Here is a 13,492-nt window from a genome sequence, read left to right as displayed (position 1 = left end):
TCCAAAATCATCGATTTAGGGCATTAACTCAAAGCCACTCATGTCCCAAAGTGAGACCATAGTTTAAGTGCTCGAGGCGTCAGGAACATCGTATAGCCGGAAGATGGTGCCAATTGGTGGTGTACTGTGGGGTAAGCAGCTCTCGTCGCATAGCCCATTTTTGTTCTATGCCTTGTGCTGCAAGGAAGAGAGTATCGGAACCATAGCGGTGGTTAAGGGCATCACAAGCTTGCATTATCCGTGGATTTGCTGGATTGGGAGAAAAGAGATCCACTTGAAAGTGTGCTTCTTCTGTCAGATCGAGCAACCCTACCCCAATCTTGTAGTAACGCACACCTGGGCGGTAGAGTTCAGGCACTACCTTGCTGACCTCTGAGGTGATAACTGCGGAGCAATTAGTAGATACTGCAAACTTAACCAACCGCTTAAAACCCACAGGACGTTCGTCATACGGGCTGTTATTGGCAAACACCAACACAGTGCCAGTAAGGCTACCTTGCTTGCGGGCTTTGGCCGCAGCAATTCCTACATGCTTGGCTATAGCCTGATTCAAAGATTGCAGATCAGTGATCCGCTCACCGATAGAGCGAGTTGAAAATATCTGCTTCTTGTCTGCCCTAGCTTCATCCCAGCCCTTACACGGCAATCCTGAAAGCTCCCTAACGGTACGCTCCATTTCGATGCTGAATTGCTTACGTGCTAACCCTGGGGGCATGTTAGCCAACTGCCAAGCATTCCGAATATCCATCAATTCAAGTCTTTTTGACAACTTGCGGCCAATCCCCCACACATCCCCTACAGCCATTTGCTCAAGTACATACTGACGCACATCTTCGCTATCAATGACACAGACACCCCGATAGCCTTCGAGTTTTTTCGCTGCATGGTTTGCAGCTTTAGCGAGTGTAAGTGTTGAGCCCATACCCACACACACAGGCAAACGTGCTTCTTTCCATACTGCGCGCCGGATTGCCATGCCCTGAGAATAGAGATCTTTGATCGCTGGATATGAACGGCGAAAAGAGAGAAAGGATTCATCTATTGAGTAAACATGCTGCTCGGGTGCAAAACGACCAATGATCTGCATCATTTTGGATGAGAGATCGCCATACAACTCATAATTTGATGATAGTGCGATGACACCTGCCTTCTGACACAAGTCTCGTACCTCAAAGAAGGCTTTGAATTTTTCAACTCCAGCAGCCTTGGCTTGCTTGTTTGCGGCAACTACGCAGCCATCATTGTTTGACAGCACCACAATAGGCTTTCCGCGCCAATCCGGTCTGAATACTTGCTCGGCGCTGCAGTAAAAAGAGTTGGCATCGACCAGCGCAAACATTTCAGCTCGCCTCCAAGACCTTGCTTGGCCTGTGACAACGAATAGAACGGATCACCACACCTTCGATGGAAAACTGATCCCACTCCAACACAGGCACCGGCTGATACGATTCGTTTGCAGACAACAGAAGCTTACGCTTAGTATCAATCAGCTTACAAACAAACTCACCGTTCAGGTTGGCCACTATCACATCGCCAGTTCTTACCCTGACGTGCCTGTCGACTATCAAAACATCACCATCGAAGATGCCAACTCCCTGCATTGAATCACCCGCTGCTTGGCCGATAAAGGTCGCACACGGATGCTCAATAAGTAGCTCATCAAGGCTCAGGGGTAGTTGGTAGTAATCCGTTGCAGGACTTTCGAAGCCGGTGATCCCTGCTCTGGCTCTAAGAGGAATTACTTTCATGGAATACACACAAATAACTGTACATTTATACAGTATAGTGTGTTTTGGCCATTTTCGGCAATGTCCATGGCAGAGGCTATTGATTGGTGGTGCTTCAGGCTGATAGGATTGCTCAAGGTCTGGCCAAGACCTGCTGCCCACCTTGGCGAACCCGGACGGGATGGCTTTACAAACAGTTCTTTTTCGGCTCAGGTTTTCAGCGATCTCGGCAGTGGGCACCGTTCTCGCGACTGGAGAACCTTATGCACCTGATAAAAGTTATTTCCTCTCAGAACGTTGAGCGTTTAAAGCAACTTGCGCGAAAGCTCAAACGTGAACAATCCATCCCCCACCATCAAGCTCTTGAAATCGTCGCTATAAACGCAGGATTTAACCATTGGAAAGAGGTCACCGAAAGCCATTCGAGGTATCTGCCTACTGAAACAGCGTTTCTCTCTGGAGTGGTTCTGGCCTTCGATTTAAAAGAAGCATCTGAGTTATCTGTGATCGATAGCGCATTGATAAGAGACCACCTGCTTGAGGTCTTTACCGAAAACTCGTTGCGACTCTACCACAGGAACCTGGAAGATGAAGACGACAACGAAGGACGGACACTTGGCGAAACGCTATCAGACGTAGAGCTGGACGATGACTTTCGGCATTTTGCGTGCTTTGAGCACTACAGGCTTAACCCTGAAATATCGCTGAACACTGTAGAAGAGGTGTTAGAGTTAGCGCGAAAGTACTCTTTTTGGCCTCCAGAATTCATTTGGATACGGGGAAAACTCATCGATACAGGCTCCCTTCCAGCAACAGATGAGATGGGTAACACAGTAGCTATACGCTGGTAATTATCGAATACAAAGCACCGAATGTCCCAAAGCAGGTAGGCAATTGCTTACCTGCGTCTCAAAATGTCCCCAAAAATCACATGAAGCTCTGCACTTTACTAAGTCCCATAAATAAACAGAATGGATTAAACAATTTAGCTCAAAAATTCATGATTTTTCAGAACTCAATCTGCATGCACTATTGCGGAGCGCCTCCTTGTATGGGCGGGCTCCCTGCATTAGTTTTTGATCTCACGTCGTCATTGAAAAATGCATTCTCATTCCTTTTAATTTCAGGCTCACAAATTGAATCAATATTACGCATCAAAATCTCATTATTATGTAGAAGTAGACTATTTTCTTCCAGAAGGGCTAGATTTTTCTTTTCCAATTCACAGATTATCTCTATATACATATCTATGTTAGCCTGCTGCTCTTCTCTTAGATTTTCATCTTTGCATACTGAGTTAGATGTATTGGAAACATCATCTTTTGCTATTGAAATGTTTTCTACCAATGTGTCTTGTGTTACCTTAAGACTTTTAACCAATCGTTTTAAATGGCTAATGGACTTCTTACTCTCGAACAGTTCTTCGTAATAATAGTCTCTTTCAGATACTAAATTTTTTAATGATCTAGGTTTCATCTCAATGGTACGAACGGTACGGTTTCCAACGTTCTCCTCTATCACAGCATGGAAGCAAACATCATTGAGAAACTTCAATGACTCAGGCAATGTTCTTTTCCGTACCCCAAACTCTTTCCTCAAAAATCGTGCAGTTTTTTTCTTTCTATCCATGAATTTGCTGGCCTCTTTTTACTTCAACTGTGAAATTCAGTCTTTCCTTACTTAACCTGAGCGACCTGACCGTTTGCACAAGCCTCCGACAGTGCTTTGGTTCGCAAGAATGCTATCAGTACGTCATAAAATCGAACCTTATTTAAAATCTTGCCTGCATAAAGAACACAAACTTACTCAATCCATTAGATTCAACAGTCACATAATTAACATTGAGCTGATTTATTCAAAAGCATTATTTTTTTCTTTAATTTTGACTTTTTCACCACTGTTCTTTTTGTTGGATTTTTAATTTCCACCTCTGACTTACCTCTCACTTCCCTCTCTAAAAGTTGCATTACTTTTTTCGAAACATCATCGCTAACAAAAATGGAGTCAAACATTTCATCAAAGCTTTTATAACCTAAAGACTTCATAATGGACTTCAGTCTTTCTGCAGTCTCTACTTTCAGTGATATTCTTGCCCTATTACTCTCATATTCCTTATCTCTTAATTTTCGCAAGTACTTCTCCCACTCTTCAGCAGAAATATCACCGATAACACTATAAAATTTCTCGACCTCTCTTTTTTTTATTGATTGAGTACGACCAATAAACTGCTTCAATTTGTTCCAAGTTTTAGCGGCGACACAGTGCTCAAGCAAATCTAGGTTTGCGTTGAACTCTTCAATCGAACGGCGTCTTGATTTCGGCATAGTAAAACCATCTCAACAGCGAGCTCGCTGCTCCCATTTTATCTCATGTGCTCAAGCTACATGATCCAATCAAAGCAACGCAAGCAGACAAGAAACGCCGACCCGTCGATTAACACATCATCAGGTTCTAGCTTCATTTCTTGCAGGAGACCATTATCGACGGCCCGACGATTTAAAAAAGAACCTAAACGACGGGCCGTTGCTTTACGTTTGCAGGCAGGCATCTTCACACAACATAGACATGTGAAGAATACACACGTAAGCACATGTCTAATAAGAGTAATGTAGAACATACAGTGATAAGCATTAGCACAATAGATGATCCTATCGTGTAGATGTCAATGTGTAGACACTTCTAGAAGCAACAGCGAGCTCGCCGTTGAGAACGCAAATCTGATGTGTGAAATGTGCTGTGATGAAGTGTGTGTTTTCGAATCTGTAAAGAAATCTCCGTGAGAGGAACAGGCGCCGGTTCATACGAACGCAAACCTGTAAATCCCTCAACGCCGAAGCGTGTTGCTCGGTAAAAAAGTCAATCAAGGAGATCCACATGATCAAACGTAGACACACCAGCGTAGCGATTGAAAATGCTCTTATCAATGTCAAAGAGTCGAACATTTCCGATATCGTCCGCGATATTCTTAACAGCCAGGATATGCGTTATGTCAATCTCAATAAGAAGCAGGTGAAAATCTTAACTAAGTGCATTAACAAATCAACACGTGAAGCAAAAGTCATCATTTACTTCGTATATAAGAACAAAGGCTACAAGAAACTCAAGTGTAAAGACTTCAAGTCTTATATCGAAACTTTTACCTCACTCTCATACGATGCAGCAATTAAGCAAGTAAATGCTGCAGATATTGCTTATTCAATCGGTGGCAAAAAAGCTATTGGCAAGTTCAGCGACGCAAGTATGCTCGCGATGAAGAAGTTGAAGAAAAAAGAAATCAACGCCGTCATCAAAGCAATTAAAAAAACACATGGCGAACCTAAAATTACCAAAATCAAATTGACTGAAGAAATGGTCAAAGAGGCGATTGCGGAGCTTGGTATTGGCAGTAAAGACAAACACTCACACAGTGGTAAATGCAGTCAAGAAGATGCCGCCGATGGTACTAAGGTTGCTCGCGACAATAAGCACAAGCCACATGAGCGCAAACGCAAGCATCGCTCACAGAAAGCGGACACTGAAATTAAATCTGAAAGCCAGAATAAGACGGATAACTTTACTGACAAAAACGCTGAAAAACACTCAAAGAAAAAGTCTGCGACAGCGGGCAAAGAGACGCTTGCTACTTATAGCGAGCTTCAGACTGACTTTCTCAAGCACTTTGAAAAGGAGTGCCGTGACAACACTTCGTCGAAAGCGATTTTCAACGCTTTTTTGAAAACCAAAGATGGGGCGAATCCTAAAACACTTGAGAAGGCGGTGAAACTGCTCACAGAGCACCTCAAGAGCCTGAACTCTAAAGAGGTGTAACATGCTGGGCAAATTACTCGATAACCTTTACGCCAGTGTCTCTATCCTGATCGATAAATTCGTTGCCGTCATTGCATGCTCGGATGAGCAAGTTAAAGAGGAGTGTATTCAAAACATCCAGCGCATTGCAGATAGTCTTGAACAACGCCACGACTTGAAGTTTAAACTGCTGAAGAGCCAAGGAGGATATCGCTATAGCATCAAGCTGCCGCTGATTAAGTCGATCCCCTGGAGTGGCGCATTGCATGGTGTGCCACACCTTTATGTTCAAGTTGCTCCATTTGGAAAAAAACGTCCATTCATCAAGTTTGAACTGAAAGGCTTCTCCCCGACGAAGCGTCAATACTACGCAGCAAGTTTATGGCTGCATAAAATCATTGGTTCTCACGCAGAGCGTATCTTGCATGCAAGTAACATCAAAATTACTGCTCTGGATATTGCGATGGATTTTCCTCTCGACATTGCTCAGGTCGCTGTGAATCTCATGCATGCTCACACCTCCGGAGTGTATTTGGATATCGACTCCAGTGGCAGGATAGGTACTATCTACATAGGTACGAAAAAATCCAAGATTCGCATTGTTATCTATGACCGTCTTGCGAACTGCAAGGCGAAGGGTTTGGCACACTCGGGATTGCCGTGCACCCGGATTGAAATGCAGGTGAAACCTAATTGTTCGCTCGATATGCTGTCAAGCGAGCTTCTTAAGAGTCACTTTCTTGAACGGATCGAGGTTTACGATCTTAATGAGATCAAAGCACTTGAAGGACTGCACCCTCATACGCTGAGCGTCATCAAAACGCTCGGTTTGAAGGCTGCATTTCAGTCTCTTCCGAAGCCTGAGCGTCGTCGTTATCGTAAAGCTTTCGAGTCCTGTCGTGTTGACTTAATTCCTAATGAGAAAGTCTATCGCGAACTGGAAAAGAAACTTAAGAGGACTGCAGCGTTAGTCCTTGGACGTAATGACAGTGCTTTCAACCATAGTGCTGCCAAAGAGGTCCGTAAGCACTTTAAAGACAATTACAGTTAAGCAGTTTGGGGGCGATACAGCCCCCTTTTTCGTTTTCCCCACCGTGTCAAAAACACCGGCTGAAACACCACATTTCCAGTGATACCATGGCCTTATAGCGTGGTATCGCTATCCCGCATCTATTCAACCCACTATCTCAACATCTCAATCAGAATCCACTGGAGTTAACTATGACTGCAGCGACTCCGTACGCGCTGTATTTGAGCCGGTTATCGGCGACAAGTCAGCGCTCTATCCATTCGCAGATGCGCAGCATCGGCAAACTGATGGACTGGCACAGCAGCGAACTGGCACAAAAGCTCTCTGCAATCGACTATCAGCAAGCAATGCAGCTTCGGGCGCTGATGGTTCATGCAGGCTGGTCGGCGCGTTCCATCAACAGAGCAATGACAGCTATTCGGAATATCGTCAAAGTCGCGGCGCTGATGGGAAAAGCAGATGTTTCCCAAGTTGCGCATATTGAGACGATAGGACAGATGAAGCATGGACAGCATCAGGGTAATCCACTCACAAATGAGCAAGTCACGGCGTTGTTTACGCGACTGAAAGAGCGAAAGACTGACTATGGGAAACGGACATTCGCAATCTTCGCGTTGTTCCTCGGCACAGGGCTACGACGCAGCGAGCTTGCAGCGCTCAAGCTCTCAGAGCTGGACTTAGAGAAACAGACGCTGACTGTACTCGCAGGCAAAGGCAACAAGAGTCGAATTCTGTTTCTCCCTGCATGGGTAGAACAGGCACTGGTTACATGGCTCAAGGTCCGTGGGCAGCAGCAAGGCTATCTGATTTGCAAATGCAGTCTCACAGGGATTAAGCGAACGGGTACGGCTGTCAGTCCAGATACGTTATATCGCATCGTCCGGGAAACGTTGTCCGAGCTCGGCGTTCCAGGCGTTTCTCCCCATGACCTTCGCCGCACCTTTATTACCCGCTTGTTATCGCAGCGCGTGGATATCAACACTGTCCGGCAGATGGCAGGACACGCTGATATCAGTACAACAACGCTGTATGACAAGCGCAGCGACGACTTTATGCGACAAGCAGCAGCGCAGTTGAACTTTGATGCGCTGCCGACACGCAAGCGCAGGAGACAGACATGATTAAGCGAAAGCGTTGCTTGAGAAGCAACAAGCAGTGTCAGTTTCTCGCATCTCATTACGCTGCACTGCTCGTAAATGAGGCATGGCAAAAGGACTTCTCGCTGTCGGGATCAACACTCAGGATCCTGACAGGACAAGACGCAAGTGTGCATCTGCGTTATCAGTGGAACGACATCACTGCACTGCTTCCTGCGAAGGATAGCAATCCTGTCGTATCCGAGACTGTGCATCACAACGCAGCGTTTCTGAGCCGCACCTTTGAACTGCCGATGCATGCTGAAAAGATGTTGGAGTTCATGATAGTGCTGAGCAGCAACGATGGATTGCAGCATGTGATGCAGCAACTGTCAGATGCAGATCCTATGGTGCTGGAGCGTACGCTCTGTGCTCATTACAACATCACGCAAGACGACTTCAATAACATCCTGAAAACGCTGACGGACTTCCAGCTGATCTGTGCGTCATCAACATATCATCTTGGATTACTGCGTCTCTCCGGACGTTTAGCGAATACGCTGACGACGCGTAAATTGAATGAGCCTGCCGAGCTACTGTCGGAAGTCACTGTCCAAAGTCCTGCTGCGCAATTCACGCTGAAACAGTTTGAGCATGTGGATGCACAGATGCTGCAACGCTATCTTGCTGCCGCGACCAAGCAGCAGCTTAAAGGGATCAATATCCTACTGTATGGTGAGCCCGGCACCGGTAAAACCGAATTGGCGCGTACGCTCGCAAAGTCCATTAACAGGCAATTACTGGAAGTCCGTAGCGTCCATGTCGAAGAAGGACGTTTACTCGATGACATAGGTACAGGCTCTCCGTCGCGCAGGCGGCTCGGCTACATGAATATGCTGCAATCGCTGCTGAAGCACAGTCACAGCACTGTTCTGCTCGTCGATGAATGTGAAGGACTGTTTGATGACATCAGCACTGTCTACACGAAGGAAGCGTTTGTGCGTCTGCTGGAATCCAACGCTGTTCCTGCTATTTGGATTACCAACCATGTGGAGCTGTTGGAGCAAAGCTATGTGCGTCGCTTCAAGCTTGTAATGGATCTGCCTGTACCGGATGAGCACTTTTATTATCGGATGAATAAGCCGATTCTGAGTCCGCTCAATGTCTCCAAGGAGTTCATGTTGCAGCTTGCAGGAAGTCTTCACGTATCACCTGCCGTTATTGCGAATGCTGCGCATATTGCGAAGACATTGGAGCTTCAAGGAGAAGAAGCGGAAGCGCTGATAGACAGCGTGATTGCATCTACACAGCAGGCAAGCGGCAAGGAGCTATATAACACGCGTTATCAAGGCGATATTGCGTTCAATCCAGCGCTGTTCAATCTCAAAGGACAGGAAGCGAATGCAACACTTGCAGACATTGAATTTGCTGTCAGTGAAGGACTTCCGGTACGGGTGCTACTCACCGGACCACCAGGGACAGGGAAAACCGCCTGGCCGCACTATCTTGCAGAGTGCATGGGACTCGATGTACTGCACGTCAAAAGCTCGGATGTACTCAGCAAATATGTCGGAGACAGTGAGCAAAAGCTCGCTGCGCTATTTCGCAGTGCTCAGCAGTCGCAGCAGCTCATCTTACTCGATGAAGTCGATAGCATCTTATCGAAGCGAGAGAGCGCGAATGCAGTTCACGAAGTGCAGCTCGTTAATGAACTGCTGTCCCAGCTAGAATGCTGCCAAGTGCCAGTGTTTGCAGCGACGAATCATCTGAATGCGCTGGATAGCGCTGTGATGCGTCGTTTCGACTTCAAGCTGGAGTGCGACTATCTCACTCAGCAGCAAAAGGAGTTGCTGTATCGACAGACGCTGCAACTGCGAAAGCTGACAGTAGATGAGCAATCTGCCCTTGCCAAGCTTGCGTACCTGACGCCCGGAGACTTTGCCATTCTTGCGCGCCGGATGATGTTTCAACCCAACCAGACCCACAGAGCCAATGCTGTTGCTTTGCTAAGTGCGGAGAACAACCGCAAGCAAGTACAGCGCCCCATCGGATTCATCCGATAACCCACCGATAGAGGAAAACACCATGTCTAATGTATTGAGTTCGCTCAAGGTCGTCGTTCGCCCTGAAATTGCCCCTAAGCCACCTGTGCTTGGGAAACGCATGAAGATGCTGGATAAGCTCGACATGCAACTGGAAATGGCAGAGTGCGATGTTGCCGGGAAGCCGTTTGAAGCCTTCCGCGAGAAGACTGTGAAAGATCCCGAGACAGGAGAGCGTAAGACTATTCGCCGGAAATACAATGTCCGGCCCTGGTACTACGACAGCGATGGACACTACTTTCTCGAAGTCAGAGTCAGTGGAAAAGTCATTGAGCTGGAAAAGGGGAAGCCCACCATTGATGTGGGAGACAAAGCCAAGTTGCCGGAGATCCTGCGACTGCTGATAGATGCAGTTGAGAAAGGAGAGCTCGATGATTTTTTACAGCCGCCTGAAAAGCAAAAGCCTGTGACTGACAGCAAATCTGCTGCGAAGTCTGAGACAGCCGCCAAGTCAAAACCTACTGCCACCAACACCACCAAAGCCAACGCATGACGCTATTGCCGACTCCAGCAAGGGGCTTCGGCCCCTTTGTTGTTTCTGGCGTTTGATAAGGAGAGAAATCCAATGGCTATCATTCGGGAAATCAACGTGAAGTATCAATTCCGCGAGATAAATTCCGAGCTCGCTGAAAAGGAGCTCAAGCGTCCTGCGCAGACTGCAGAAGTGTTCGACTATCTCAAGTACGAGTCGAAGGAAGTGTTTGTCGTCGCGAATCTGACGTCACAGAACACGATTAACTGCGTTGAAGTGGTGGCGACAGGCACAGTCAACAGCATCAGTATGCGCGCAGTAGAAGTGCTACGCAGCGCTGTGATCCTCAATATGCCGAGCGTCATCCTCATCCATAACCACCCGTCGGGAAACCCAGAGCCCAGCCGTCATGACATTGCGTTCACGCGCAAAGTCGTCGAGGCCGGCAAGTTGCTGGACATCACTGTGATTGATCACGTGATTATCGGATTAAACCAACACCATAGCCTACGTGAGTCGCACAGCGACATCTTTGAATAAGGAACCCACGCCATGAATACCATCATCAGAAAGTTAGTCTTACCTGTGTCGGAGAAAATGCTGAGTGCGCTTGAGCAGCGTGTCAGCAACACTGTCGGCTCCGTCATCACAATCAGCTTTAAAGATCCGAACTACAGTCCAAGCAAAGGCGGTTTCCATCCCGTGGAAATCCGTCTTGAACGGCAGGGGGAATACCTGCGCCTGAGTTACATCACCGACTTTTGCTATGTCGGTATGGGTGACAGTTGGGAGCTCGCGAAGGAGTTGGACTTTGACTTCGACTGCAAGGTGTTCCAGAACATGGTTGGCGTCTACAGCATCAAGTCAGCTGTGGAGATATATCAAGTATGGGAGTCAAACTTCCTTAGTTACTGGCTCGAAATGGACGTATTTACAGTGACCATTTCGCCGGAGTGATATGCAAAGCTGAGATAGCCAATTTAGGGTCAAAATCGAGGGCAAAGAGGTGCCGGAGTGTCTTGCAAAGAATGTTAAATTTGGAAGGGCTGAAGGGTAGAAAAAGCAGAAACCGGAACCGGTTCCTGACCAAGGCGTAAGCGTGTAACACCTTATTTTAGGTACAAAAAAACCGACTTCATGTCGGCTTTAAGGATGGTACCAGAGGTCGGACTCGAACCGACACGCTTTTAAGGGCGGGGGATTTTGAATCCCCTGTGTCTACCAATTTCACCACTCTGGCACAAATTTTTTCGCGAAATTCTTTGCAAAACTTTGCAAGGGTTTCGCGTGTTAATTCTAGAGAACTAACTTCTTACTTTCAACAGCTTAGTGAAATTTTTCGAGAAGACGCAGCGCATTTTGAATCCCCTGTGTCTACCAATTTCACCACTCTGGCACAAATTTTCTCATTATCAGGCTTCTAACCCGACAATGACGTTGGATTATACGCGGCCCCATTCTCTTGGCAAGCCCTTTCCCGCGCTTACCGAAAAAGGATGTTTCGATTGCGCAAAAATACGACAGGCGACGTTAGTCGGCGCCTTTGGCCAGCAGATAGGGAGCATATTCCTTATCGCTGCCCTGGATGTGGTTGATAAGCCAGGCCTTGAGAAACGCCATCAGCTCATCGGAGACATTTTCCCCCCTGCCAACCCGGCGCTGGAAGTCGAGCACCTGAGTGACCAACTGCTTGTGCTCGTTTTCGTGGGCCTGACTCTGAGGGTAGCCAAAGCGGGCAAACAGCTCCTCTTCGTAGCTGAAGTGGTTAGCTGTGTAATCCACCAGCCCCTGCACAATACGTTTGATTGCCGCCAACCCATAGCCCTCATTGATGGCCCGGTGCAGCTCGTTTATCAGGGTAATCAGTCTTTGGTGTTGGCGATTGACTTCGGCCATACCAATGTCGAGGGAGGGGCCCCAGCTGACAAAGGCTTTCTCATGGCTGATACGGCTCTTGTCCGCATGGAATCTGTGCAGCAGCGAACCGATTTCCTGAGACATGTTGAAGAGTTTAAGGCTGGTAAGATTGTTACGGTTGGTGTTGGCGGCGTTTTCGGTCGCCTGATGGGAGATAGAGGCAATAGACTCGTTGATTTGCTCGGCCACTTGCTGCTGATGCTCGGACGCGGCGGCGATTTGGTGGCTCATCTGGGTGATTTCGCCAACCTGCGTCACTATCACTGTGAGTGCTTCGCTGGCCTCACTCACCAGCCCCCGGGTTTCCTCTGCCAGTGCTACCGAGGCATGCATCACCGCCACCCCATTGCGACTCCCCGCCTGCAGCGCCTGTATTTGCTGCTGAATTTCCACTGTCGCCTCTGAGGTGCGTTTGGCCAGATTGCGCACTTCATCTGCCACCACAGCAAAACCACGGCCGTGTTCGCCGGCTCTGGCACTCTCAATGGCAGCATTGAGGGCCAGCAAGTTGGTTTGCTCAGCAACCTGAGAGATGGTGTCGATAATGCTGCTGATGCTGGCGGCATCCTGCGCCAAATGCTCAATGACAATTTCACTCTGGCTGATCTGCTCGGCCATCGAGTTGATGCGTCCCACCGCCTGATTCACCAGGCGACCACCATGCTCGGCGCGGCCCATGGTGTCATCGACCGATGCTGCAACACGTGCAGCACTGGCAGAAATATCCTGCACCGTATGAACCATTTGCGCCATGGAGGCTGCCGCCTCTTCGGTACGCTGTTCCTGTGAGGCCACACCCAAGGCAGCAAGTTCGCTGACAGACTTAAGCTCTCTGGCAACCTGATTCATCGCCTCGCTGGTATCCGAAAGCGCCGACACGGTCCGGGTGACGTCTTCACTCATGCGCTGCAACCCTTTGGCGACCTGCGCATAGTTATCACCAGCGTGACCATCAAACCTCTGTGTCAAATCACCGTCGGCAAGATTAGCTACCCCGGTCTCCAAACTCGCCAAGGCTTTGGCCTGCCCCATAAGGCCAACACCAATGATAACTGCCGCGAGCAGCAGCGCCATGGCTTCAAGCCACAGGGATTTGGCCAACAACAGCACCAATACAACCAACAGCAGCAGCCAGCCCAGTCGTTGGAACATCTTGTTTTCAAAAAGCATTGGCATCCCTCAAGCTCACTCCGCGGCTACCCCAAAAGAGAGAGAAGTCAGGTAGTTTCTCTGTTCATCCCAAAATCAATTATGGTTCAGGCTCTCAAAATTGAGCAAAAGTTGATTCACATCAAATTATTAACACTTGTTTTTCATAGTGCTAATCAATAGGGAGCTTTATTGATCAAGATCAGGAAAGCCAACTGAACTGAGAGTTACCT

At 47.8% G+C, this 13,492-nt stretch carries 13 protein-coding genes and 1 tRNA gene; 8 read left to right on the top strand and 6 right to left on the bottom strand.

What is annotated here, in order from left to right:
- Nucleotides 1-79: 79 nt before the first annotated feature.
- Complete coding sequence (locus K0H63_RS02985; protein WP_220066656.1) at nucleotides 80-1,339, bottom strand: Y-family DNA polymerase; 1,260 nt, start codon at nucleotides 1,337-1,339, stop codon at nucleotides 80-82.
- A gap of 1 nt (nucleotide 1,340) precedes the next feature.
- Nucleotides 1,341-1,748 (bottom strand): LexA family protein, encoded by a 408-nt coding sequence (locus K0H63_RS02980; RefSeq protein WP_220066655.1) that lies wholly within the window; start codon nucleotides 1,746-1,748, stop codon nucleotides 1,341-1,343.
- A gap of 242 nt (nucleotides 1,749-1,990) precedes the next feature.
- Between K0H63_RS02980 and K0H63_RS02975 the strand changes: the two genes are divergently transcribed.
- Nucleotides 1,991-2,578: a P-loop NTPase family protein gene (locus K0H63_RS02975; protein ID WP_220066654.1), complete on the top strand. Its 588-nt coding sequence runs from the start codon at nucleotides 1,991-1,993 to the stop codon at nucleotides 2,576-2,578.
- Nucleotides 2,579-2,756: 178 nt separating this feature from the next.
- On the opposite strand, the gene K0H63_RS02970 is transcribed toward K0H63_RS02975, so the two are convergent.
- Entirely contained in the window at nucleotides 2,757-3,356 is a 600-nt protein-coding gene (locus tag K0H63_RS02970; protein WP_220066653.1) for a hypothetical protein, read from the bottom strand.
- 206 nt (nucleotides 3,357-3,562) lie between these two features.
- Nucleotides 3,563-4,051, bottom strand: coding sequence for a hypothetical protein (locus K0H63_RS02965; RefSeq protein ID WP_220066652.1), 489 nt, complete (start codon nucleotides 4,049-4,051; stop codon nucleotides 3,563-3,565).
- A gap of 550 nt (nucleotides 4,052-4,601) precedes the next feature.
- On the opposite strand from K0H63_RS02965, the gene K0H63_RS02960 reads away from it, so the two are divergent.
- The 7 genes from K0H63_RS02960 (at nucleotide 4,602) to K0H63_RS02930 (ending at nucleotide 11,150) form a co-directional block, all read left to right on the top strand.
- Nucleotides 4,602-5,534 carry a hypothetical protein gene (locus K0H63_RS02960; RefSeq protein WP_220066651.1) on the top strand — a complete coding sequence of 311 codons (933 nt, stop codon included), beginning with the start codon at nucleotides 4,602-4,604 and terminating at the stop codon, nucleotides 5,532-5,534.
- A 1-nt stretch (nucleotide 5,535) separates the two neighbouring features.
- On the top strand, nucleotides 5,536-6,564 hold the full coding sequence (locus K0H63_RS02955; protein ID WP_220066650.1) for a replication initiation factor domain-containing protein: 1,029 nt from the start codon (nucleotides 5,536-5,538) through the stop codon (nucleotides 6,562-6,564).
- Between the two features lie 170 nt (nucleotides 6,565-6,734).
- Nucleotides 6,735-7,664: a tyrosine-type recombinase/integrase gene (locus tag K0H63_RS02950; RefSeq protein WP_220066649.1), complete on the top strand. Its 930-nt coding sequence runs from the start codon at nucleotides 6,735-6,737 to the stop codon at nucleotides 7,662-7,664.
- On the top strand, nucleotides 7,661-9,682 hold the full coding sequence (locus K0H63_RS02945; RefSeq protein WP_220066648.1) for an AAA family ATPase: 2,022 nt from the start codon (nucleotides 7,661-7,663) through the stop codon (nucleotides 9,680-9,682). The genes K0H63_RS02950 and K0H63_RS02945 overlap by 4 nt, the downstream gene beginning before the upstream one ends.
- A gap of 22 nt (nucleotides 9,683-9,704) precedes the next feature.
- Nucleotides 9,705-10,214, top strand: a complete 510-nt coding sequence (locus tag K0H63_RS02940) for a DUF6641 family protein (RefSeq protein ID WP_220066647.1) — start codon at nucleotides 9,705-9,707, stop codon at nucleotides 10,212-10,214.
- Between the two features lie 72 nt (nucleotides 10,215-10,286).
- Nucleotides 10,287-10,733, top strand: coding sequence for a JAB domain-containing protein (locus tag K0H63_RS02935; RefSeq protein ID WP_144224912.1), 447 nt, complete (start codon nucleotides 10,287-10,289; stop codon nucleotides 10,731-10,733).
- Between the two features lie 12 nt (nucleotides 10,734-10,745).
- Nucleotides 10,746-11,150: a DUF2787 family protein gene (locus K0H63_RS02930; RefSeq protein WP_220066646.1), complete on the top strand. Its 405-nt coding sequence runs from the start codon at nucleotides 10,746-10,748 to the stop codon at nucleotides 11,148-11,150.
- Between the two features lie 196 nt (nucleotides 11,151-11,346).
- On the opposite strand, the gene K0H63_RS02925 is transcribed toward K0H63_RS02930, so the two are convergent.
- A tRNA-Leu gene (locus K0H63_RS02925) sits at nucleotides 11,347-11,433 on the bottom strand.
- A 290-nt stretch (nucleotides 11,434-11,723) separates the two neighbouring features.
- Entirely contained in the window at nucleotides 11,724-13,262 is a 1,539-nt protein-coding gene (locus K0H63_RS02920) for a bacteriohemerythrin (RefSeq protein WP_258405643.1), read from the bottom strand.
- Nucleotides 13,263-13,492 lie beyond the last annotated feature (230 nt).

The sequence above is a fragment of the Shewanella zhangzhouensis genome (genome assembly GCF_019457615.1).
Taxonomy (GTDB): domain Bacteria; phylum Pseudomonadota; class Gammaproteobacteria; order Enterobacterales; family Shewanellaceae; genus Shewanella; species Shewanella zhangzhouensis.
This window is presented reverse-complemented; position numbering and strand designations above follow the sequence as displayed.

What these genes read in the sequence shown, in the direction of transcription:
- K0H63_RS02985 (WP_220066656.1), bottom strand. Translation starts at nt 1,339, where the DNA reads ATGTTTGCGCTGGTCGATGCCAACTCTTTTTACTGCAGCGCCGAGCAA.
- K0H63_RS02980 (WP_220066655.1), bottom strand. Translation starts at nt 1,748, where the DNA reads ATGAAAGTAATTCCTCTTAGAGCCAGAGCAGGGATCACCGGCTTCGAA.
- K0H63_RS02975 (WP_220066654.1), top strand. Translation starts at nt 1,991, where the DNA reads ATGCACCTGATAAAAGTTATTTCCTCTCAGAACGTTGAGCGTTTAAAG.
- K0H63_RS02970 (WP_220066653.1), bottom strand. Translation starts at nt 3,356, where the DNA reads ATGGATAGAAAGAAAAAAACTGCACGATTTTTGAGGAAAGAGTTTGGG.
- K0H63_RS02965 (WP_220066652.1), bottom strand. Translation starts at nt 4,051, where the DNA reads ATGCCGAAATCAAGACGCCGTTCGATTGAAGAGTTCAACGCAAACCTA.
- K0H63_RS02960 (WP_220066651.1), top strand. Translation starts at nt 4,602, where the DNA reads ATGATCAAACGTAGACACACCAGCGTAGCGATTGAAAATGCTCTTATC.
- K0H63_RS02955 (WP_220066650.1), top strand. Translation starts at nt 5,536, where the DNA reads ATGCTGGGCAAATTACTCGATAACCTTTACGCCAGTGTCTCTATCCTG.
- K0H63_RS02950 (WP_220066649.1), top strand. Translation starts at nt 6,735, where the DNA reads ATGACTGCAGCGACTCCGTACGCGCTGTATTTGAGCCGGTTATCGGCG.
- K0H63_RS02945 (WP_220066648.1), top strand. Translation starts at nt 7,661, where the DNA reads ATGATTAAGCGAAAGCGTTGCTTGAGAAGCAACAAGCAGTGTCAGTTT.
- K0H63_RS02940 (WP_220066647.1), top strand. Translation starts at nt 9,705, where the DNA reads ATGTCTAATGTATTGAGTTCGCTCAAGGTCGTCGTTCGCCCTGAAATT.
- K0H63_RS02935 (WP_144224912.1), top strand. Translation starts at nt 10,287, where the DNA reads ATGGCTATCATTCGGGAAATCAACGTGAAGTATCAATTCCGCGAGATA.
- K0H63_RS02930 (WP_220066646.1), top strand. Translation starts at nt 10,746, where the DNA reads ATGAATACCATCATCAGAAAGTTAGTCTTACCTGTGTCGGAGAAAATG.
- K0H63_RS02920 (WP_258405643.1), bottom strand. Translation starts at nt 13,262, where the DNA reads ATGTTCCAACGACTGGGCTGGCTGCTGCTGTTGGTTGTATTGGTGCTG.